Annotated in this window: 18 protein-coding genes and 1 pseudogene; 16 read left to right on the plus strand and 3 right to left on the minus strand. The window is 42.8% G+C overall.

Going from position 1 to position 19,852, the window contains the following annotated elements; genetic code table 11:
- Nucleotides 1-33: 33 nt before the first annotated feature.
- Nucleotides 34-939, plus strand: a pseudogene (gene metE, locus G511_RS0104580) (5-methyltetrahydropteroyltriglutamate--homocysteine S-methyltransferase); the annotation flags it as partial.
- 104 nt (nucleotides 940-1,043) lie between these two features.
- On the opposite strand, the gene bfr (G511_RS0104585) reads toward metE, so the two are convergent.
- On the minus strand, nucleotides 1,044-1,511 hold the full coding sequence (gene bfr / locus G511_RS0104585) for a bacterioferritin (RefSeq protein WP_028468592.1): 468 nt from the start codon (nucleotides 1,509-1,511) through the stop codon (nucleotides 1,044-1,046).
- A gap of 17 nt (nucleotides 1,512-1,528) precedes the next feature.
- On the minus strand, nucleotides 1,529-1,993 hold the full coding sequence (bfr, locus tag G511_RS0104590; RefSeq protein WP_028468593.1) for a bacterioferritin: 465 nt from the start codon (nucleotides 1,991-1,993) through the stop codon (nucleotides 1,529-1,531).
- 159 nt (nucleotides 1,994-2,152) lie between these two features.
- On the opposite strand from bfr (G511_RS0104590), the gene G511_RS24160 reads away from it, so the two are divergent.
- The 3 genes from G511_RS24160 to purU all read left to right on the plus strand — a co-directional run bounded on the left by G511_RS24160 (nucleotide 2,153) and on the right by purU (nucleotide 4,648).
- Complete coding sequence (locus G511_RS24160; protein WP_084629010.1) at nucleotides 2,153-2,353, plus strand: (2Fe-2S)-binding protein; 201 nt, start codon at nucleotides 2,153-2,155, stop codon at nucleotides 2,351-2,353.
- A gap of 317 nt (nucleotides 2,354-2,670) precedes the next feature.
- Complete coding sequence (locus G511_RS0104595; protein WP_028468594.1) at nucleotides 2,671-3,729, plus strand: arginine N-succinyltransferase; 1,059 nt, start codon at nucleotides 2,671-2,673, stop codon at nucleotides 3,727-3,729.
- Between the two features lie 61 nt (nucleotides 3,730-3,790).
- Nucleotides 3,791-4,648 carry a formyltetrahydrofolate deformylase gene (gene purU / locus G511_RS0104600; protein WP_028468595.1) on the plus strand — a complete coding sequence of 286 codons (858 nt, stop codon included), beginning with the start codon at nucleotides 3,791-3,793 and terminating at the stop codon, nucleotides 4,646-4,648.
- A 37-nt stretch (nucleotides 4,649-4,685) separates the two neighbouring features.
- On the opposite strand, the gene G511_RS0104605 is transcribed toward purU, so the two are convergent.
- A complete protein-coding gene (locus G511_RS0104605; protein ID WP_028468596.1) occupies nucleotides 4,686-5,378 on the minus strand; it encodes a tRNA (adenine(22)-N(1))-methyltransferase TrmK in 693 nt (230 codons plus the stop codon).
- Between the two features lie 103 nt (nucleotides 5,379-5,481).
- Here G511_RS0104605 and G511_RS21785 point away from each other — a divergent pair, with 103 nt between their 5' ends.
- The 12 genes from G511_RS21785 to G511_RS0104665 all read left to right on the plus strand — a co-directional run bounded on the left by G511_RS21785 (nucleotide 5,482) and on the right by G511_RS0104665 (nucleotide 19,814).
- Nucleotides 5,482-6,891 (plus strand): TolC family protein, encoded by a 1,410-nt coding sequence (locus G511_RS21785; RefSeq protein ID WP_051221550.1) that lies wholly within the window; start codon nucleotides 5,482-5,484, stop codon nucleotides 6,889-6,891.
- A 2-nt stretch (nucleotides 6,892-6,893) separates the two neighbouring features.
- Nucleotides 6,894-8,075 (plus strand): efflux RND transporter periplasmic adaptor subunit, encoded by a 1,182-nt coding sequence (locus G511_RS0104615; protein ID WP_028468597.1) that lies wholly within the window; start codon nucleotides 6,894-6,896, stop codon nucleotides 8,073-8,075.
- On the plus strand, nucleotides 8,075-11,221 hold the full coding sequence (locus tag G511_RS21790; RefSeq protein ID WP_036551264.1) for an efflux RND transporter permease subunit: 3,147 nt from the start codon (nucleotides 8,075-8,077) through the stop codon (nucleotides 11,219-11,221). The genes G511_RS0104615 and G511_RS21790 overlap by 1 nt, the downstream gene beginning before the upstream one ends.
- Nucleotides 11,218-11,898 (plus strand): response regulator transcription factor, encoded by a 681-nt coding sequence (locus G511_RS0104625; RefSeq protein ID WP_028468598.1) that lies wholly within the window; start codon nucleotides 11,218-11,220, stop codon nucleotides 11,896-11,898. The genes G511_RS21790 and G511_RS0104625 overlap by 4 nt, the downstream gene beginning before the upstream one ends.
- Nucleotides 11,879-13,186: a sensor histidine kinase gene (locus tag G511_RS0104630; RefSeq protein WP_169565711.1), complete on the plus strand. Its 1,308-nt coding sequence runs from the start codon at nucleotides 11,879-11,881 to the stop codon at nucleotides 13,184-13,186. Before G511_RS0104625 ends, G511_RS0104630 begins: the two co-directional genes overlap by 20 nt.
- A gap of 143 nt (nucleotides 13,187-13,329) precedes the next feature.
- Nucleotides 13,330-14,946: an ABC-F family ATPase gene (locus tag G511_RS0104635; RefSeq protein WP_028468600.1), complete on the plus strand. Its 1,617-nt coding sequence runs from the start codon at nucleotides 13,330-13,332 to the stop codon at nucleotides 14,944-14,946.
- A gap of 136 nt (nucleotides 14,947-15,082) precedes the next feature.
- On the plus strand, nucleotides 15,083-15,742 hold the full coding sequence (locus G511_RS0104640) for a hypothetical protein (RefSeq protein WP_028468601.1): 660 nt from the start codon (nucleotides 15,083-15,085) through the stop codon (nucleotides 15,740-15,742).
- Nucleotides 15,743-16,046: 304 nt separating this feature from the next.
- A complete protein-coding gene (locus tag G511_RS21795; RefSeq protein ID WP_051221552.1) occupies nucleotides 16,047-16,400 on the plus strand; it encodes a hypothetical protein in 354 nt (117 codons plus the stop codon).
- 194 nt (nucleotides 16,401-16,594) lie between these two features.
- Complete coding sequence (locus tag G511_RS0104650; protein ID WP_028468602.1) at nucleotides 16,595-17,296, plus strand: tellurite resistance TerB family protein; 702 nt, start codon at nucleotides 16,595-16,597, stop codon at nucleotides 17,294-17,296.
- A 192-nt stretch (nucleotides 17,297-17,488) separates the two neighbouring features.
- Entirely contained in the window at nucleotides 17,489-17,776 is a 288-nt protein-coding gene (locus G511_RS0104655) for a hypothetical protein (protein WP_028468603.1), read from the plus strand.
- 302 nt (nucleotides 17,777-18,078) lie between these two features.
- Complete coding sequence (hmpA, locus tag G511_RS0104660; protein ID WP_028468604.1) at nucleotides 18,079-19,290, plus strand: NO-inducible flavohemoprotein; 1,212 nt, start codon at nucleotides 18,079-18,081, stop codon at nucleotides 19,288-19,290.
- A gap of 236 nt (nucleotides 19,291-19,526) precedes the next feature.
- Nucleotides 19,527-19,814, plus strand: coding sequence for a hypothetical protein (locus G511_RS0104665; RefSeq protein WP_028468605.1), 288 nt, complete (start codon nucleotides 19,527-19,529; stop codon nucleotides 19,812-19,814).
- The last annotated feature ends 38 nt before the right edge of the window (nucleotides 19,815-19,852 follow it).

Raw genomic sequence — 19,852 nt, forward strand, 5'->3', positions numbered from 1 at the left:
AGCGTGTAATGAACAGATGTAAGCAGCTAACCCGACTACACACAATTGATGCAACAAGAGATTAAACACGCTGTGGAGCAGCAAGAAGCTCTGGGTCTGGACGTGCTGGTACATGGAGAAGCTGAACGTAATGACATGGTGGAGTACTTTGGCGAGCAGCTTCAAAGATACGCTTTCAGTCAATTCGGCTGGGTACAGCCGAATGGTTCTCGCTGTGTAAAACCACCCATTCTATTTGGTGATATAAGCAAGCCAAAAGCTATGACTGTCAATTGGGCTCAATATGCCCAGTCATTAACAAAGAAACCCATGAAAGGCATGCTAACCGGACCTGTGACCATACTTAACTGGTCATTTGTAAGAGATGATCAGCCACGTTCAGTCTCCTGTTACCAGTTAGCGTTAGCGATATGCGAAGAAGTTCAGGACCTTGAAAAAGCCGGTGTAAACATCATACAAATTGATGAAGCAGCACTACGTGAAGGCCTTCCTTTGCGCCAATCCCAATGGCAATGGCAAGAATATTTACAATGGGCCATTGAAAGTTTTCGTATCAGCGCCAACGGCGTCGATGATAAGACTCAGATCCACACGCATATGTGCTATTCCGAGTTTAACGATATTATCTCTGCCATTGCCGATATGGATGCAGATGTTATTACTATTGAAACATCACGCTCAGATATGGAGTTACTGGACGTATTCGATCATTTCAACTATCCCAATGACATTGGTCCAAGTGTATATGATATCCACACACCAAACACACCACCACAGGATCAAATTATTAAATTAATAGAGAAAGCAGCTCAACGGATTCCTGCTGAACGTCTTTGGATCAACCCAGATTGTGGTTTAAAAACTCGACAGTGAAAAGAGGTAACCCCTGCTTTACAAAACATGGTGGCGGCTGCAAAACATTGCGCCAACAAGCATTAAAGGCCGCAAGTTGATAAATATAAATTAAAAATCTAATAAAAAAGCGGCGCCTTAATTTAAAAAAGTAGCCGCTTTTATCGACTATCAGTTAAAAGAAAAACGAATTACATCTGTGATTGGAGGTAGTTTTCTAACCCAATCATCTTAATAAGACCCAGCTGCTTCTCAAGCCAATAAGCATGATCAACCTCAGTGTCTTCTAGTAGCTTCTCAAGAATTTCTCTGGATTGGTAATCCTGTTCTTCTTCGCAGATTTTAATCACTGCTTTGAGCTGATTTCCCACGGTATATTCAATCCGTAAGTCACTCTCTATCATCTCAACAACATTAGTACCGATTTTCAAACCTTCTCGTGTCACCATATCTGGCGTGCCTTCGAGAAACAACATACGCTCGATCAGTAACGAGGCATGACCTTTTTCATCTTCTACTTCATGATCGATACGCTCAAAAAGCTTAGATAGCCCCCAATCATCGTACATACGTGAGTGGATAAAGTACTGATCCATAGCGGCTAGCTCCATTGCCAGCAATGAATTCAAGCCATCAATAACGCGTTGATTACCTTTCATCTCTTTTCTCCGCTCTCTTACATTTTGCTCTGTAGATAATTTTCGATGCCCATCTGACTAATCAGATATAGCTGAGCTTCAATCCAATCAAGATGCGCCTCTTCAGCTTCAAGAATCTCTTCTAACATGTCTCTACTAACGTAGTCTGATTGGGTCTCACACAGCGCTATCGCTTCACGTAGTTGTGACAATTGATCTGTTTCAAAATCCTGATCACATTGCAGCATTTCAGCAGTGTTCTCGCCAATACGTAATCGCTCTAAATGCTGAAGGTTCGGTAAACCTTCAAGGAATAAAATTCGCTCGATCAGCTCGTCTGCCTGCTTCATATCTTTGATCGATTTTTTATAAGCTTTGTCGTTTAACTCACCCAGTCCCCAATTTTTATACATACGAGCATGTAAGAAAAACTGATTAATGGATGTCAACTCGGCCGTCAAAACCTTATTGAGCATACTTAGTACTTGCTTATCACCCTGCATATCATTCTCCGGCAGACTCTACTTAAGTTCGTACGATACCAGAAGCACAAGACGATGAAATACAAAAGTCGTACGTTAGGATAAAAAACCCACCAAAAGCTTGATATAAATCTACATGAGAACTATTATCAATCTTAATAACATATAGGTTCTCTAATTATGTACATATGTATCTGCAACGCAGTAACAGACTCACAAATTAAAGATGCACTGGACGACGGTGCTACAAGTGTCGCTGATCTCAATAAAACGCTATCAGTTGGTAGCTGCTGTGGTAAGTGCACTCGCTCAGCTAGAGCGATCATCAAACAATACAGATCTGCTATGGAGATCGACGAACTCTCTTATAGTGCTATGTAGTTTTGTATGCCCAGCACTTTTATGATGACTTTTTTAGATAAGTAAAAAAGCTTTCTTTTATTTCAATTACAAAAGAATATTTTGTATAGATACGCTTTAAACTCCCCAACAGCCACATTCCCTATAGACAACTGCATTTAAACACCTGCTCTGCCATAAGAAATCACTAGTACAGCTCCTCCCCTATAGACCGAATAATATTCGGAAGAAATTATTATTTCCGTATTTTATTGCTAGCTAAGCAAGTATTTAAACAGCTCATTTTGAAAGGCGACGCGTAAAATATCAGATAATAATGATAACTAAGTGAGCCCAACATGCTGATTATTCGCCCTTGTAAAGAAAGTGACTTGGATGATTTGATGAATATTTCCCATGCTGTCGGCAAAGGGATGACATCAATGCCTGCTGATGAGGAGGCCTGGTTAGAAAAGATCAGTGCGTCGGCAGAAGCTTTTAACTCTGCTCAACCAGCTGCACAGAGCAATACTTATTTTATGGTATTGGAAGATACGGCCACTGGGCATCTAGCCGGTACTACGGCTATTTATACAGGTGTTGGTCTTAGCCGCCCTTTCTATTCTTATAAAATATCCACACTGGTCAGTAGCAGCAGTGACCTTGAAATGATTCGTAAAACCCAAGTACTCAATATCGTCAATGATTACACAGGCTCAACCGAAGTTGGCTCTATTTACTTGTTACCTGAATACCGCAAGCCAGGTGTCGGGCAGTTTTTATCTCGCGCACGCTTTTTAACGATGGCTGACTTCCCAGAACGTTTTGGTGATCAAGTCATTGCTGAACTACGTGGCTGGCAGGATGATAATGGCCGTTCTCCGTTATGGGATAACCTTGGAAAGCCCTTCTTTGGTATTGAGTTCCAAGACGCAGTAAACACAGCAGCACTCAAAGGTTCACAGTTTATCTCTGATTTAATGCCTAAATACCCAATCTATATCAGCCTTCTACCACAAGAAGCACAAGAGGTAATAGGTAAGCCGCATGATTTCTCCGCGCCTGCGTTATTCATGCTGAAAAAAGAAGGCTTTCAGTTTTCAGGCTATGTAGATTTATTTGATGGTGGCCCTTCTGTACAAGCCGACACTAAAGAGATTCGCAGTGTTAAAGATAGCTGCAGCAGCCACTTTCAAGTGGTAAGTGATCTACCTGCCTCATCACAGATGTATTTAGTGAGTAATGAGGATCTTGATGATTACCGTGTTGCTTTAGCGCCTGGGAAGGTTACTGAAAATGGTGATTTCATTATTGATCAAGCAACCTTTCAAGCATTACAACTTGCTGTGGGGGGCCTAGTACGCTTTATCACAATGAATAAATCGTCTGTTCGAAAAATACACCCACAAGCGGCATAACAGGTATTGGAGAGTAATATCTTCTACACTGGTTTTTTATCGTACTCTTTGGAGGTAATTGATGGACAATAATCATTGGATTCTTACCGCACAATGCCCAAGCCGCTTAGGGACTATCGATGCTGTTACTGGGCTGCTTTATAACAATCAACATTACATCACTGAATTGCACTCGTTTGATGATTGCCATAGCAAGCAATTCTTTATCAGAGCGCAGTTTCGTGCCAATACATCGTTTGATCAAGCAGCCTTCCACCAAGAGTTCTCATTAAAAGCTGAACAGTTTGATATGCAATGGCAATTACGCTCCACTGCCGACAAACCTAAAGTCGTGATCATGGTTTCCAAATTTGATCACTGCCTCAATGACCTGCTTTACAAGCACCGTATTGGACAGCTCTCAATCGAGATACCGGCTATCATTTCCAACCACCCGGATCTTGAATCATTAGCTCAATGGCATGGTATCCCTTATTACCACCTACCGGTGAGCGCAGAGACTAAACCGGCTCAAGAAGCAAAAGTCATGCAGATCATCAAAGATGTGGACGCTGAGCTAGTCGTACTTGCACGGTACATGCAGGTACTGTCTCCACAACTGTGCCAGCATCTAGAGGGCTGGGCAATCAATATCCATCACTCATTGCTACCCGGCTTTAAAGGCGCCAAACCCTACCATCAAGCGTATGAAAAAGGCGTTAAAACAGTGGGAGCAACCGCCCACTATATTAATGATGACCTTGATGAAGGCCCTATTATTGCTCAAGGTATCGACTCAGTAGACCATGCGTACTACCCCGAAGATTTGGTCGCCAAAGGCCGAGATATAGAACGCGTCACGCTTTCACGAGCGGTACGTTACCATGTTGAACAACGTGTCTTTTTGAACGGGCAGCGTACTGTCGTATTTGCTGATTAAACAATTTAAGCACTGCGGCTGGAGCACTTGATGATATTTATTTTTTATCACCAAGTGCGAAGCTTAAAGCTTGATAATCTTCTAAAACCTTACGGCCTTCTCTATCTGTGGTTTGAAACACACGTTGATAATGTCCCAATGTGCGCTTCAGATACGCTTGATGATCTTCTTGCGTAAAGTCCCACATAATTGAACCAACCGGAGAGATAGCTTTTGATGCATCTAAGCTAACATGCAATATTTCATAATAACGGTTATTTTCTTTTACTAAACACTCATCAATCAAATAAAACCCCATTAAAATTAGTGCATTACGCACTTTATACGTATGCAAAATTGGACATAGCAAAAACTCCATTTCCTGCTGCGGGTTCTCATTAAGCAGCCCTTCAACTAATTCAATTAATAGCTCACCACCCACCCCTGCAATAATCATCAAATGACGACCACTGTCATCGATGCAGCTAACCTCTGCCAACCGCAGCTGGGCTACATTAACCGCATGTACCTGCCAGTGGTTAACCTGCGGTTCTGGGAAAAAACGTTGTAGCTTAGTCTCTACTTCAAGCACCAAAGGTTCAGCTATATCAACGAAATGAACAACTTTTGCTGCACTACGTTGCAGCAGTAAAAAACCTAACAAGCCATGATCACAACAACAATCCCATATATGCTCGTATTCCTTAGTTATCATCCGGTCGATCTGTTGTAAGCGCTGACTAATTTTCATTTAAAAAAATCACAAATAAACTCCACGGTATTTCACTCTCTCTTTACCTTCTCTTTACCCCGTTTGAAGTATAACGACTCTAAACTTTAACCGGATACCCTAAATGCTCATTAAGGCGATATCACAAACCGGCCTAATTCTGTTACTAACAATGCTTATTAGCGCTTGTGGTTCACTACCTCAACCTCGTGCAGAGTTAACCAAACAGCTCAGTATTCCAGCTGAATGGGATAGCAATATCCACATCAATGCTAGTGAAGGGAGCACTAAGCTGCTTGATCTTTTTGACGAGCCCGAACTTAAGAAGCTCATTAACGAAGTCTTAAACAACAATTTAGACCTACAGCAAACAGCCCTTCGATTAAAGCAACAACGCTTACTTACCCGCCAAACAAAAGCAGACAGTCGACCTGATTTAAATCTGAATATAACCAGTCAGCGTAATAAAGAAGAACAAATCAACACCGCTCACTCTTTAGCATTAAGCCTAAACTGGGAACTAGATGTATGGGGCCGGCTTGCAGATGCAAACAATGCTGCTCAAAGCACAACTGCAGCCCAAACTCTGGATTATCAGGCAGCACGTAACTCTCTTGCAGGAAGGGCAATTCAAAGTTGGATAGATATCTCTTTACGCCAGAAAATTGTTAATACAGAACAACAATGGCTAACCAGCCTGCAAAACAACGAAGCTGTTATCTTAGAGCGTTACAAGCGCGGCCTTGGAGACTTGAATGATCTAGCTACCTCACGTGCCGCAACTGCAAGGATTAAAGCAAACCTTATCGCTCGCCAGACGAATCAACGAGATGCCAAAAGGGCATTAAATCTATTACGAGGAGAAGCCGCCAACGCAACACTCCCTACATTGCTAAAAGTCCCTCATATCAGCACACCTCCCGCACTACTTCCGGCACAAGTACTAGCAAACCGTGCCGACCTACAGTCAGCTTACTTGCAAATACAGGCAGCTGATAATCTTAGCCACGTTGCTTATAAGCAACTGTTGCCTAACTTTTCATTCAGGACAAGCATCTCTGATAGTAGTCCACATCTTGAAGACCTACTAAAGGGTTCCCCGGCTTGGAGCCTACTAAGCCAATTAACAGCACCTCTATTTAATGCGGGAAGATTAAAAGCTGGAGTTAAAATATCCCAATTAGATGCAGAATTAAGCTTTCTTAACTACCAAAAAACCCTTCTCATTGCACTCAATGAAGTCGAAAGCACACTGAATCAGGAGTTGAGTTTAGCAGATCAAGAGCAAGCTTTACGCAAAGCACAACAGAATTCTGAAGCAAGCCTAAACCATTACCAAACTCGTTATCGAGATGGTGTCAGCGACATTCTAAACTTACTCAGTGCACAACAAAGCACCTATGAAGCTCAAATTCAAGTACTCCAAATTCGTCAAGCTCGCCTAAGCAACCGAATCAGCCTAGGGCTTGCTTTAGGACTCAATATTAAAACAAGTACGCGCTCTAGCACTGCCATTAATGAAGATGTGAATTAGACATGAAACAGAAAAAACGCAGATATCACATATTACTAACGACCATCGCTTTAGTCTCAATTCCTCTAGCCATCGGTTACACCAATTATGCTATCAGTATTCAGAATGAGCCTGAGCAGTCTGAAGCTCAAATTGCAGTCCCTCGAGTTTCTGTTATTCAGCTAAATAGTGCTGCACACCAAGGCGTTGTAACAAGTTATGCTGAAGTGAGGGCAAGCGATGAAATCAGCCTCAGCAGCCTTGTTAGCGGCCGAGTTACTTGGCGCTCGCAAAGATTTACTAACGGCCAACAAGTCATTAAAGGGGATGCTCTACTACGTCTTGATGATACTGAATACCGCGAAGCACTGGCAATTGCTCATCAAAACTTAGCTGAAGCTAATTTAGATTTACAAAAAGAAAAGCAACAACAACGTCAAGCAAAGACCGATTGGCAACGCTCAGGCTTGTCTGAAAGACCTAGCGCCCTTGCTCTACGTAAACCACAGTTAAAGCTAGCTCAGGCACGTTATAAAGCAGCTAAAAGCAGCTTAATTCACGCTCGTAGGAACTTCGCAGAAACAACTATAAAAGCACCTTTTAGTGGTGTTGTTATCAACCGAAACGCTGCTCTAGGAAGCTATGTAGAAGCGGGAAACACTCTATCAACCCTGCGCGGCAGCGCTGAAGCAGAAATGGTTCTGACCTTATCCGCTAGCCAGTGGCAACAACTACCACAAGATTTAAGTGCAACCGTAGTTCAACTGCACAACCCCGATCAACCAGAAAGTCACTGGGAAGGGAGAATAAGCCCCTTATCGGCCGCAATTGATCCTTCAACCCGGCAACGCAGCCTGACTATCCACGTAAAAAACCCGCTAGCTCAGCAACCTCCATTATTGTCGGGTAGCTTTATCAGCGCACGGATCAAAGGTCACTCGATAGATAACCTTTTCGAAATTCCAAGCACATCGCTAACCGCTGATGGTTATATCTGGAGTATCACTAATGACCGCCTCCAAAGGCACAAAAGCCAGCCGTTGTTCAGCGCCAACGGAAAGCTATATATCCCACAAAAACAATTACCAGAACAAATAGCCTTAGTCGTAAAACCTTTAGCAAGTTATTTGCCTGACATGGAAGTTGAACCATACACAACAGGGCCAGTAGCCAAATCTCTAGCTTATGCAAACGGAGCTAACTGATGAGTAAAGTCACCTCGAAAGGCTGGGTTGCCTGGTTTGCTTCTAACCCAGTAGCGGCGAATCTTCTCATGGCCCTAATATTAGTAGCAGGCGTCATATCAGCACTTAATCTACGGGTCGAAGCCTTTCCTCCGCTACCACCCAATAGCGTCAGCATTAGTGTCGAATATGACACCGGATCAGCTCGATCAGTTGAAGAAGGTGTGACTTCAAAGATAGAAGAGGCCCTACAAGGTGTGCAGGGAATCAAAACAGTAACCAGCACATCAAACACCAGTAGTGCTTCGATCACGGTTAATAGAACCAGCGGCTACGATCTAGATACACTATACAGAGACGTCAAAAACCGCGTGGATGGTATAGCTACCTTACCAAACGACGCAGAACGCCCCATCATCAGCCGTGAGATTTATCTTGAAGATGCGGTTTCCGTTCATCTTGCTGGTGATGTTCCACAAGATGTTCTGCAACAGAGCGCTCGCACTTTACGCAAAAAATTACTAAACAACCCCGCTATAGAAAGGGTCAACAGTAACGGCCGACACACGCCAGAAATCAGTATTCAAGTGAATGAGCAGCAACTGCAAGCACTAGAGCTTACTATCCGTGATATAGCAGATAAGGTTGCAGCTTCTTCCCTCACTGTCGCTGGAGGTGAGTTATTCAGTAAAGATGGTTACCTCATTGTTAAAGCAGATCAGCAACGTTACCAACTACGAGACTTTGAATCGATTCTCATCAAACAAACACAGAGTGGCCAACGACTGACGTTAGCAGATATTGCCACGGTTAAGGATGCTTACGAGCAGTCCGGTGTGCTGTCACGCTTTAATGGTGAACGAGCCATCTGGTTAGATGTGAAAATGTACTCCAGCTCCGATATCATGGAAATATCTACTGCCGTTCAGAAAGAGGTTAAACACTTTCGCCTGACACAACCCGACAGCATTCAAATTACCGTTTGGAATGACCAAAGCATATATATCGCTAATCGTCTAAACCTGTTACTTAAAAACAGCATTATGGGCATAGCACTCGTCATGCTCCTGCTCGCTCTGTTTCTAAACGTACGAGTCGCCTTTTGGGTAGGCGCTGGGCTTCCCGTTATTTTTGCCGGCGCCATGCTGCTGATGGACGCCCGCCTATTTAATATGACCCTAAACGAACTGACTACTTTCGGCTTTATCATCGCTTTAGGCATCGTGGTGGATGATGCAGTCGTAGTCGGTGAGAGTATCTATACTGAGCGACAGCGCCACGGTGCTAGCTTGAATTCAACAATTAGTGGCGCGCAACGAGTCGCAGTACCCACAGTATTTGGCGTTTTAACAACCGTCGTTGCTTTTATGGCATTAACATTGGTAGAGGGAGAAATGGGGAAAATTTTTAGTTTCTTTGCCTATGCTGCTGCCTTTTGCTTAATTTTTTCGTTGATTGAATCAAAATTGATTTTACCGGCTCATTTAGCGCACCTTAAAATGGAGAATAAATCAGCAAAGAACCCTATTAGCAAGGGATGGGGTTGGCTACAAAAAAAGACCAACCAAGGCCTTAGATTTTTTACCCGTAAAATCTACCGGCCTTTTATTCATCAGGTTCTGAATTTTCGCTACACAACAGTATTACTCGCTATTGCGCTGTTTATATTAGTGGGTGGATTGGTTCCCTCAGGGAAGATACGCTCTGTCTTTTTCCCGGATATCCCCAGTGACTTCATCGAAGTGCAGTTAGAATTAGAGGATCAAGCCGGTTACGGGCTGGTACAAGCACAAGCATTAGAGATCGAGCAAATTGCCATGCAGGTAAATAGGCAACTACAGGAAAAACACCAACTTAGCAGTGAGCCCATACCACACCTAATGACGTTAACCGGGAACACCAGCGCCACCATTATTGCAGGGCTTTCACCAAGAACCGAGCGTCCATTAAGTACTTCTGAAATTGCTGATCTTTGGCAACAAAAAATTAGTGCGATGGAAGCCGTACGTAAACTCAAGTTTGTCACTGCATGGGAAGGCGCCGCAGATATTACGATTGAATTGCGTTCTGAATCAGCACAAACACTTAAACAAGCCTCGCCGCTAGTACAAAATGCACTGGCCCAATTCAGTGGTGTGTCTGGCATCGAGAACAGTATTAAAGCAGGCCAAGCTCAGATAGATCTCAAGCTACTTCCCGCTGGAGAAGCTATGGGGCTAACCACCGCTATGTTGGCACAACAAATTCAACAGGCATACCAAGGTTACGAAATTCAACGTATCCAAAGAGGGCGAGATGAAGTCAAAGTAAAAGTTAGCTACCCTGACGAACAGCGTCGCCGCATTGAGGATTTGGAACAAGCACGCATCCGAACACCCAATGGTCAGATAGTCCAACTTCGAACGGTTGCCCACATCAGTACACGTTATGTCTCTGATGAAATAGAGCATATTGATCGTAGCAGAGTTGCTTACATTAGCGCCGATCTAGATAAAATGGTCGCATCACCGACTGAAGTTCTTAATAGCTTAGATAAGCAATTACTGACTCAGCTACAACAAGATTATCCAGACCTCACCGTCACGTTTGCGGGTGAAGCCCAAGAAGAAGCGGAAACCACGGGCTCATTAAAAGGAGCGTTTTTAGTAGCACTGATCGCAATCTATGCATTGCTGGCCATCCCACTGAAATCCTATATTCAACCTCTCATGATTATGAGCGCTATTCCCTTCGGTGTAATTGGCGCCCTACTTGGTCACTGGTTACATGGTATTCCACTCAGTCTGTTATCAATGTTTGGTATTCTGGCGCTGTCTGGTGTTGTGGTTAACGATAGCTTGCTACTGATCAGTCGCTACAATGAAAACCGAGCGGCGGGAAAACCAGCACGGCTCGCCATGATTGAAGCTGGATGCGGTAGGATGCGCGCAATCATTTTAACGTCAATTACGACTTACGCAGGCTTAGTACCACTCATCTGGGAAACAGCTGAGAATGCACAATTTCTAATACCCGCAGCAGTCGCTATGGGCTATGGTATTCTGTTTGCTACTTTGATCACGTTATTACTGATTCCGGCATTAGTATTAATCAGTGATGACCTAAACATTCGCCACTGGCTGGCTCAACGTAAGGCCCGTCAATTGAAAGCAGATATCGCTTTATGAACAATAACGTCCTGCAGGTTTTGCTGGTTGAAGATGACCGAGATTTGGCGGCATCAGTAGCAGATTACTTACTACTTGAAAAAATCAGTGTCGATCATGCCTACAATGGCCAAGCAGGTTTAACGCTAGTGCTTGAGAACAGCTACGATGTACTGTTGTTGGACTTAATGCTCCCTAGAATGAATGGACTCACCTTATGCGAAAAACTTCGTCAGCAGGGTATCGACACCCCAGTATTGATGTTAACGGCTCGAGATACATTGGATGATAAAATTGCAGGGTTCAGCGCGGGTACTGATGATTACTTAGTCAAACCTTTCGCACTCGAAGAGCTAATCGTACGTATACAAGCGCTAGCTAAACGCCGCAGTGGGCAGGTAAGAAAGCTACAAACAGCGGGCCTAACTCTGGAGTTAGACACTAAAACCGCCACCAGAGATGGGCAAAGTATAAAACTCACCCCAAGTGAATGGACGCTACTAGAAACGCTATTAAGAGCGAGCCCAGCTATAGTCAGCCGGCAAGAACTAGAACACGTCTTATGGCCGAATGATCTGCCCGACACAAACAGTTTAAAGGTTCATATGTACCACTTGCGACAACAAGTGGATAAGCCCTTTTCCAAACCCTTAATACATACAGTAAAAGGGCAAGGGTTTGTCATTAACAATGCCTGATAAGAAAACCAAGCCTATTGGCCGAACGATGCGTCGAGAGCTAAGCCTGTACATTCTTAGCTTGGCTGCCGGCTCTGCCTTTGCATTCATCATCACCTTAATATCTTTCTTTGAGGATGGCATGACAGATGCTGTCGAGGGATTTATTCTCATGGAAACCCGCGCCTTTGAGGCGCGCTATCGTGAGGACCCCAGCACGCCACTACCCACAGGCACAAGTCTTCGAGTTTTTTATGACGATTTACAGAAAGCCCCCCCTATCTATAGACAGATAATTAAGCAAGATGAGCTCGAAAACGAAGAATTTGTCGAGTATGACTGGAGCCCGCATGGAGAAGAAGAGTGGAAAGACTCACGTTACCTCATCGTCTATCAACATACGCTTCCGGATCAGCGCATTCTATATGCGGTTGTCGACTACCAAGCCAACTTACTCACCAAAGAAGAGCAGCAAGAGTTTGATGACCAACTTAATAAGGTTTTTCTATTTGGAGGTGTGTACCTGTTATTGATGTTGCTGGCAATTTGGTTGTATAACAAACGAATCAACCGCTATACCCAGGCCTTAGCCCTTTGGGCAGATTCTCTGGTACTCTCAAATTTGCAACAAACACGCCCTAATTTTCACTTTCGTGAGCTAAACAGTATTGCAGAACAACTGCTATCAGCATTTGAACGAATATCAGGGCTAATGAATCGTGAGCACCAATTTCTTCGTCATGCCAGCCATGAGTTACGTACACCTATAGCAATAATTCGTGCCAATATGGAGTTATTACAGAAAATTGGTATACCGACAGAGCTGCATAGACCTATAGAAAGAGTTAGCCGGGCTAACCAAAGTATGCAACAACTGACTGAAACCTTACTTTGGCTCAGCCGAGAAAATGAAACAGCCCCCACACTAAAGCAGATAAGGCCTGACATACTGCTGGATGAACTCAGCGAAGAGCTGGATTACCTACTACAAGATAAAGAAGTAAACGTCACACGTAATTATGTCAGTGGGCTGACCGAGCAAGCTTTACCTCACACACCACTAAGGATTGTTCTCAGCAACCTCTTGCGTAATGCCTATCAGTATACTGATCAGGGAGAAATTGAGTTATCTGTGGATCAATACCGAATCATTATCACTAATCGTAGTCATGTAACACATACAGATCATGACAATAGCTTTGGGTTAGGGCTCATTCTTGTACAGAAAATTTGCGACCGCCTTGGCTGGAAGCTTGAGCTAAAATGGATAGACCAAGGCATGAGCGTAGAGTTATTAATACCGCAATAGGACAAATCCATAACCCTACTAACTATTGCACAAAATTTATCCAATAATATGCATCTCCCCCTTTGAATCGCTGCACAATCCTTTATAGTACCGTACCGCTCATGCAGCATTTCTAAACGCTTCCCAGATTCAGGAATAATCCATTGATCTCCACCGCAAACATCACCATGCAATTTGGCACCACGCCATTGTTCGAAAACATCTCTGTAAAGTTTGGTAACGGTAATCGTTATGGCCTGATTGGCGCAAATGGCTGCGGTAAAACGACGTTCATGAAAATTCTGGATGGTACCCTAGCACCGACTTCCGGTAACGTCTCGATATCCCCTAACCAACGTGTTGGTAAGCTACATCAAGACCAGTTCGCCTTCGAACAATTCAGTGTCGTTAATACTGTCATCATGGGTCATAAAGAACTGTGGGAGATAAAACAGGAACGAGAGCGCATCTATTCTTTACCTGAGATGTCTGAAGAAGAAGGCATGAAGGTTGCGGAGCTCGAAGTCATTTTTGCCGAAATGGATGGCTACAGTGCAGAAAGCCGTGCTGAAGAAATATTGCTAGGTGCCGGTATTGACCAGTCTCTTTTTTATGGTCCAATGAGCGGTGTTGCTCCGGGCTGGAAATTACGTGTATTACTAGCTCAAGCGCTATTCTCAAACCCAGATATTTTATTATTGGATGAGCCTACCAACAACTTGGATATCAACACTATTCGTTGGTTGGAAGCACTATTAAATGAGCGAAAAAGTACAATGGTAATCATCTCGCATGACCGCCATTTCCTCAACTCTGTGTGTACTCACATGGCTGATATCGATTATCGCGAGCTACGTGTCTATCCAGGCAACTATGACGACTTCATGATGGCTGCAACCGAAGTCCAGGAACGTCTGTTATCAGAAAATGCGAAAAAGAGTGCTCAAATTGCTGACCTGCAGCAGTTTGTTAGCCGCTTCTCAGCGAACGCCTCTAAAGCTAAGCAAGCTAGCTCACGCGCTAAAAAAATCGATAAAATCAAACTTGACGAAGTCAAACCTTCTAGCCGTATTAATCCTTTTATCCGTTTCACACAAGATAAAAAACTATTTCGTCAGGCGCTCGTTCTGGAAAACTTAGGACACGGGTTTGAAGGAGAACCACTATTTACAGGTGGTAATATCATCCTTGATGCAGGTAGCCGCTTGGCCATTATCGGCGAAAATGGTGCAGGTAAAACCACACTATTACGTTGCTTGCTAGATCAATTAAGTGCGAAAGAAGGCACAGTTAAATGGTCTGAAAACACATCTTTTGGCTACTGCCCACAAGATAGCACCGCTGATTTTAACTCTGACATCAACGTATTTGACTGGATGAGCCAATGGCGCAAACCCAAACATGGCGACCAGGTTGTTCGCTCCATACTTGGACAGCTGCTATTTTCTGCTGATGACTATAACAAAAAAGCAAGAGTCTGCTCCGGTGGTGAGAAAAACCGTCTGTTATTCGGCAAATTAATGATGTCTAATCCTAACGTCCTAATTATGGACGAACCAACTAACCATCTCGATATGGAAGCAATTGAAGCGTTAAACTTGGCATTGGAAAACTACCCTGGCACACTTATTTTTGTCAGCCATGACCGCGAATTTGTATCATCATTGGCTACGCGGGTCATCGAAATAAAAGACAAAAAGCTTGTCGATTTCCAGGGCACCTATGAAGAATACCTAGCCGACCAGCTAGCCCAAGAAAAGAAGCTCGCAAAGCGCAGATAAGGGCTACTCGTAAGCGGCAGAAACAAGATGTTTATGCCGCTTTTTTGACTGTTCAATTCTGTGAATCGTCTTGCTTACAAGAAGAAAAATCATGCTATAGTTTGCCATAAATAAACGGACTTAATTGAGGCCTAACTTGATCACACTCCACAGCAACCCACTCGCATCAAGTACGGCTAAAACTGATCCAGCTAAAGCAGAAGATGTTAAATCAGTTTCAAATACAGACACTTCGGTAGCGAAAGAAACAGAATCACAAAGTGCTCAGCCAGAATTTAGCTCACGAGCAGAAATGTTGGCCCAGATGAACAAAGAGTTTGATATTACCGGCTCTGATTTTCATATTTCACAACAGTTTATTAATCGACTATCCGAAATAGGGTTATTAAGCAAAAGCGAAGCAACAGAGTTGAACCAAGGTTTACCGCTTACCAGTGACGGAAGTAAATCTACGCAAAGCCTCACAACACTGAAGTCTGCTTTAGACACCATATTTGAGCGTGTAAAAGATGAAGAAGGTGTATCTGGTCTGTTATCTGTGTTGGATAAATCAAAAAAAATACTCGATAACCTCGATGGATCAAAATCAAAAACATTTCCTATCGACCCAGCAACAGCCGCAGCCGAACTTGATCACTATTTAAAGAGCGATGACTCTAAAATTCTCACAGAAGATGAGAAACAATCCATAAATGATTTAAAAACAGCGCTAACTATCGCCGACAAACTCAGCCCTGAGCAACGCACCTCAGCGCAGGTTAGTAAGTACATGGAAATCCTCAAGCGTTACGGTTAAGTGTCCATACTTACATCAATTCTTATCGTTATGGTTAACCTCCCTAAAGTATAATTTTTATTTTTCCTATGAATACAAGCAACTAACTGGCAGTAGCACAAGGTTTGAAAAACTGCACTAGACTCATCTAAAAAAAAATTGCATGATCAAAATTAGAAACTTTTCTAGGATGCCATAACGCAATACTCGAAAGGCTCTCCCTATTTTGAAACTTGTCCTATCAGCAGTATTACAAGTAGTTAACCGTTCAACATCTAAGCACCCTGATGCAGGACGGCCTACAATTGGGTGCAAGGATGACAACATGAAAAAAACTCTACTTCTCACCTTATCTATTCTATGTACGTCAACCGCTCAAGCTGATCCTGCCATAATGTTTGGATTAAGCTATGCATTTAATGGCGAGTTTGGTGTCACTGTTAAAGCACTATCAAGTGACGATGAAGATGAATTCGTCGCAGCAGTAGGCGCAACTTTTTATCCTTATACCAATAAATCATTCGGACTTGATGCGGGTATCGGTTATACATTCGATGACGCTGCAGCCGTACTCAGTTGGGATTTCTTGCAGGAAGCCGCTCAAGCGAGCATAGGCTTCGCCAATACAGACTCGAATAAATCCAGCTCTCCAGCGCCTTCACCAGGAGACTTGATTTAAATTACACTGAGCCAGCTTACCTGGCTCATTTTCTTCTTTCATTCCACACAAGATGGCTTACTAAACACTGTTACCAATAAAACAAAACTACTCTCAACCAGAGTGCATAGATAGAAAATGAATGACTGAGTACTCAGTAATTATTCTGTGTAACCGGTGTCGAATAGCCATATAAACAACCTTTAGGGATATTTATGGATACACGTAACTTACTAGACCAACTCCTTAAATCAGGAACAGATTTTTTACAGAACAAAAACACCAATAGCACTGATACCACCGGTAAACTGCAAGATAGATCAGCACTTGGTGACCTGCTATCAGGCACCAGCGGTGGTGTACTTGCTGGCGGAGTTCTTGGACTACTTCTGGGTAGCAAAAAAGGACGTAAGATAGGCGGAAAAGTACTAACGTACGGCAGTCTCGCTGCTTTAGGTACTGTTGCATACAAAGCCTACAATAACTGGCAAGAGCAACAAGATAATTCGTCAGCCCCTGCTGCGCGCCCAATAAACGCCCTACCAGCGCAAGAAGCCGAGAATCATAGCCGTGCTGTTTTATGTGCAATGATCGGTGCAGCAAAAGCAGACGGTCATATTGACGAACATGAGCGCCAGTTAATTGATCAAGGGATTGCAGGGATAATCAATGACCCTGAATTACAACACTGGTTCGAGCAAGAGCTGCACAAGCCGTTAGATCCTGCCGATATCGCCCGTAACGCAAATTCTCCTGAGATGGCAGCAGAGATGTACCTGGCTAGCTTATTAGTTATTGATGAAGATAGTTTTATGGAAAAAGCTTATCTAGAAGAGCTCGCTCGACAATTAAAATTCGAGCCTGCTTTAAAAGCAGAACTCGAAGCACAAGCACATCATGCATCGCAAACTAACTAACGCCAACAGCACCCAACTTATAGCCACACTTTATAAAGCGTGGCTATAAGTTATAACAAATGATACTGGCTGCTAATGCGATTTATTAGCGCACTTGAAGTTTCTTTTAAAAGTATCTTATTGTTTTCAGTTTCGTTTCAGTAATGAGTTTTAAAGTACTCACATCAACTTAGATTACTGGAGTAACACAACATGAAAACTTTACTTAGCGCTACACTGATCACTTCCGCCCTTTTCGCTTCACAGGCTTTTGCTGGTGGTTTAAATAATTTTTCTACTCAATCAGTAGAACATAATTTAGCAGCTGGTGTTATTACTCAGGCTCAAGGTTTTACTGCAGTGATTAGCCCCCTTTCCTCTTTAGGCACATCTACTGAAGCACACTTTGCAACGGGTGCACATGCAACAAACACTGTTAGCAGCACAGTCGCAAGTTTTGGTTTGGAAGCGCCTGCAAGCTCTACTGAAGTACTTCTATAAATGTTTTCAACACAAAAATGGGAGGCTAAGTCTCCCATCGTTTTTGAATAAATATGATAGTACCGCCTTTTCATTCTAGTTACAGAATATAAAAACGCCCCGCCCTTTACAAAAAACACACACTTAGCCAGAACATCCAAAGTATTTAAAAGCCCGATTGTTTGCAAAAACCGTTCAATTTTTCACTTAGCAGACAAGGCTAGCTAACTTCATTTAGTTTGCAATTAAAGATGTATTTTATTGACATTTTAATAAGCATCCATTTTAATGCATCCAAAATACATCTATAAATGAGACATTCTATGCTAGCGTCAAATATCGAAATAATTAAACAAACCGTACCTGTTATTCAAGAACGTGGAGAAGAGATCACCCAGCATTTCTACCACCTTTTATTTGAAGAAAACCCTGAGCTCAAAGATATATTCAATATGGCAAGCCAAAAGAATGGCCGCCAGCCAGCCTCCCTTGCTAACGCCATTCTGGGTTATGCAGCCAATATTGACCGGCTAGAAGCTCTTGGGGATGCCGTCGGTAGCATTGCAGCTAAGCATTTCAGTTTAGACATTCAACCCGAACAATATCCGATTGTTGGCAGAAACTTGTTAAAAGCTATTCGTGAAGTGCTAGGAGCAGACGTTGCAACCGACGCTGTAATCAGCGCATGGGCAGAAGCTTACGGACAATTAACAAGCATTCTCGTGGGTGCAGAAAAGGCACTTTATGACGATGCGCAAAATGCTGTAGGTGGTTGGTCTGGTTTTAAACCTTTTCGTGTCGTTCAAAAAATTAGTCAAAGCAGCGAAATCACCTCCTTCTACCTGCAACCAGTTGATGGACAACCATTGCCTCATTATAAACCTGGTCAATATATTAGCTTAAAAATTACTGACGCTGACTTAGAGAACACAGAACTGCGCCAATACAGCTTGTCAGATTCACATAATGGTGAGCACTATCGCATCTCTGTTAAGCGTGAACCAACACTACAAGATGGCATCCCTGCTGGCGTTGCTTCTAATTTTCTTCACGATAAAATCAATGTAGAAGACACAATTTTAGTCCACGCACCAGGTGGGAATTTTTATTTAGACGAATCAGATAAGCCTATTGTCCTTATCAGTGGAGGTGTAGGCGTCACTCCATTACTAAGCATGCTAAATGACTTAACCCTACAAAACTCAACACGAAAAATTGCATGGCTGCATGGCACCCGTAATCGCCAAACCCATGCGTTTCGAGAGCATATCAACGCCCTAAACAACGACTTACCTAACCTGACAAAAGTTGTTTTTTATGATGACGTGACAGGTGCTACAAAAGAAACTGATTATAACCATGAAGGTTATATGACAGCCCAGCTAATAAAAGAAAACTGCCCATTAGATGCCGAATTCTATTTCTGCGGGCCGCTACCTTTTATGCAAGCAATATACACGACTCTACTCCAGTTAGGCGTAGCCGAAAAACAGTTACACTTTGAAATTTTTGGCCCGAGTGAAGCTCTAAACTAATTCATATATCCTCTTAAAAGGCTCTTTATCTTCATGATAAAGAGCCTTTCAACAGAAAGCATAAGAAAACCTATAAAGTATTAATATATACAGTAATACCAACACATATTAATATAAAAACTAATTATTACTATTATAAAAAAACATATATTTTTTATAATTTTATTTTTTCAGTTTCATTTCAGTAGCGAGTTATAAAGTACTCATATCAACTTAGATTACTGGAGTAACACAACATGAAAACTTTACTTAACGCTACACTGATCACTTCCGCCCTTTTTGCTTCACAGGCTTTTGCTGGTGGTTTAAATAGTTTTTCTACTCAATCAGTAGAACATAATTTAGCAGCGGGTGTTACTACTCAGGCTCAAGGTTTTACTGCAGTGATTAGCCCCCTTTCCTCTTTAGGCACATCTACTGAAGCACACTTTGCAACGGATTCACATGCAACAAACACTGTTAGCAGCACAGTCGCAAGTTTTGGTTTGGAAGCGCCTGCAAGCTCTACTGAAGTACTTCTATAAACGCTATTAATACAAAAATGGGAGGTACCCCCTCCCAT

Origin of the sequence: Neptunomonas japonica DSM 18939, from assembly GCF_000422765.1 — a bacterium.
Classification (GTDB): domain Bacteria; phylum Pseudomonadota; class Gammaproteobacteria; order Pseudomonadales; family Balneatricaceae; genus Neptunomonas; species Neptunomonas japonica.

What these genes read in the sequence shown, in the direction of transcription:
- bfr (WP_028468592.1), bottom strand. Translation starts at nt 1,511, where the DNA reads ATGAAAGGTAATCAACGCGTTATTGATGGCTTGAATTCATTGCTGGCA.
- bfr (WP_028468593.1), bottom strand. Translation starts at nt 1,993, where the DNA reads ATGCAGGGTGATAAGCAAGTACTAAGTATGCTCAATAAGGTTTTGACG.
- G511_RS24160 (WP_084629010.1), top strand. Translation starts at nt 2,153, where the DNA reads ATGTACATATGTATCTGCAACGCAGTAACAGACTCACAAATTAAAGAT.
- G511_RS0104595 (WP_028468594.1), top strand. Translation starts at nt 2,671, where the DNA reads ATGCTGATTATTCGCCCTTGTAAAGAAAGTGACTTGGATGATTTGATG.
- purU (WP_028468595.1), top strand. Translation starts at nt 3,791, where the DNA reads ATGGACAATAATCATTGGATTCTTACCGCACAATGCCCAAGCCGCTTA.
- G511_RS0104605 (WP_028468596.1), bottom strand. Translation starts at nt 5,378, where the DNA reads ATGAAAATTAGTCAGCGCTTACAACAGATCGACCGGATGATAACTAAG.
- G511_RS21785 (WP_051221550.1), top strand. Translation starts at nt 5,482, where the DNA reads ATGCTCATTAAGGCGATATCACAAACCGGCCTAATTCTGTTACTAACA.
- G511_RS0104615 (WP_028468597.1), top strand. Translation starts at nt 6,894, where the DNA reads ATGAAACAGAAAAAACGCAGATATCACATATTACTAACGACCATCGCT.
- G511_RS21790 (WP_036551264.1), top strand. Translation starts at nt 8,075, where the DNA reads ATGAGTAAAGTCACCTCGAAAGGCTGGGTTGCCTGGTTTGCTTCTAAC.
- G511_RS0104625 (WP_028468598.1), top strand. Translation starts at nt 11,218, where the DNA reads ATGAACAATAACGTCCTGCAGGTTTTGCTGGTTGAAGATGACCGAGAT.
- G511_RS21795 (WP_051221552.1), top strand. Translation starts at nt 16,047, where the DNA reads ATGAAAAAAACTCTACTTCTCACCTTATCTATTCTATGTACGTCAACC.
- G511_RS0104650 (WP_028468602.1), top strand. Translation starts at nt 16,595, where the DNA reads ATGGATACACGTAACTTACTAGACCAACTCCTTAAATCAGGAACAGAT.
- G511_RS0104655 (WP_028468603.1), top strand. Translation starts at nt 17,489, where the DNA reads ATGAAAACTTTACTTAGCGCTACACTGATCACTTCCGCCCTTTTCGCT.
- hmpA (WP_028468604.1), top strand. Translation starts at nt 18,079, where the DNA reads ATGCTAGCGTCAAATATCGAAATAATTAAACAAACCGTACCTGTTATT.
- G511_RS0104665 (WP_028468605.1), top strand. Translation starts at nt 19,527, where the DNA reads ATGAAAACTTTACTTAACGCTACACTGATCACTTCCGCCCTTTTTGCT.